This window comes from Microvirga soli (genome assembly GCF_016734765.1).
In the GTDB taxonomy this organism is placed as follows: Bacteria; Pseudomonadota; Alphaproteobacteria; order Rhizobiales; family Beijerinckiaceae; genus Microvirga; species Microvirga soli.
The window spans coordinates 1-1,758 of the sequence record NZ_JAERQE010000128.1 but is presented as its reverse complement, the minus strand read 5'-3'; the positions used below and the strand labels follow the sequence as shown (position 1 = coordinate 1,758).

The window sequence follows — 1,758 nt, the reverse complement described above, 5'->3', positions numbered from 1 at the left end:
CCCGCACTCTAACCGAAGACTGGCGATGACCACCTCATCGGTGGCCTGCTCCTACACCACGCCCCGGGACGCTACCCTGTATGCTCGCTGGACTACGGCGCTCATCAGCTGGAATGCCCTCCTTCTTGAGGGCTATCACATACCAGACGCTCCCCGTTTTGGCCGCCTCTGTCAGCATTCGGGCTTTCTGCTTCGCCTCGTTCAACGCCTTACGGCGCTCCTCAATCGACTCACCTCGTGTGAAAGCCAAATTCGGAGGCGTATCTCCGCTTTCTCCATACGGGTGAACAAAGTTCAAGGTCATCCGCAATCCATCAACTCTGACTTCTTTGACCGGAAGTGCTGCAGCCTCCCTCCGCCCTTGGACGAACTCCCGGACGGCCACGTCACATGACCGGAACTCATCCTGTTCTTGTGCAGCCCGAGACTGCGGTGTTTGCTCTTGAACAGATGAGCTACGTTTGCGGGATGGAGCCCCCTCCGCTCCTGCGGAAAAAGCCAAGGCAAATGCGACAGTCAATATGAGGATCCGAACCATGGCTCCACCCTCCCGATACGGGGAAGATCGTCGCCAACCCAGCCAGTGGCCAAGCTGTTCGGTGTCAATGGCTCCTCAGCCGAGAGGGGACTCTAAACTGTCAACGTTCCTGGCCTGTTTCCAGTTGCTAGAATTCTGAAGAAGTATGCTTCAACGCCCGGATGGTAGCAGCAAGCTCCCGTGATAGGAGACTTCGCGTCACCAGATAATCTGGTCCAAGAAGCATACTGTACCGCGTCCGGGTTCCGAGGTGCACCGCCTCGCACAACTCCGCGGCTCGCTCCAATGCGTCGTTTTCAGCCTCACGAATGACGGACGCAATCCTGGCAAAACCCCTATCTGTTAACCTCCAAGTCGGCCCAGCCTCATGGCCTTCAATCAGATCAATATACAGATGGATCGCGTCTCGGAGGCTCTCAGCGCGCTCTTGTGGCGTCATGTATGCCATACTATAACTCCCAAAGACTTCTGCCATTGCGTCTATGCCTCAGCACCATCAATGAGACTGCTCTTTCGGCGGCCGTCGCAAGCCCCAACATACTACAGGCAAGCTCCGGGCCTGCCCTCTCAAATGCGGGAAGTTATATAGCACTGTCAGCACCCATACGGTCGCGCCAAACCTCAAGGTATTGGATTAGCAGGGCCTTGAGCAATTATCATAAAAACCGTGGAGATGATGCCGCCGAGCAAGAGGCCGCCAAACAGGGCCACACGAACTGGAACTCGATAGCTCATCCAGGCGAGGCGAACGGCCTCCTTGTGCTCCTGTCGAGCAAACACCTCATCAGCATGGACGAGGCGCAGGAGCGTTTCGACGTCGTCCAGGAGATTGAGCGTCTCTGGAGACGTTGCCTGCTTACGCCATTCTTGGCGCTCCGCTTTGCTGGTCTTGAGGCTGACCGACTTGGCCTCAATGTGCAGGGCATCCCGGATCTCGGTGCGGATCGCATAGACGCCAAAAACCATGAGAAGCGGCACAAGGATGACAGCAATGACAATTGCCCAATCGGCCGACGTCAGGTCCGGGAGGAAACCGCCCATGGAGTATCTTCCTCAGATAACCCGGTGGCCAGATTAGAACATCGGTCGGAGGCATTGTTGCGGCAACTGACTGGATGTCGATCTCTCATCTAGGTGCACAATGTGGTCTTGCTTCGGAACAATGGAGAGCACTTCTTATGATCCAGGAGGTGCTCCATGCCCCAGACACGCTTTACGAA

The 1,758-nt window shown here is 56.3% G+C and carries 1 protein-coding gene; it reads right to left on the bottom strand.

The genetic code is table 11. From position 1 onward, the window contains the following. Positions 1-1,159 precede the first annotated feature (1,159 nt). Positions 1,160-1,579, bottom strand: coding sequence for a hypothetical protein (locus tag JKL45_RS29465; protein ID WP_201865306.1), 420 nt, complete (start codon positions 1,577-1,579; stop codon positions 1,160-1,162). Positions 1,580-1,758 lie beyond the last annotated feature (179 nt).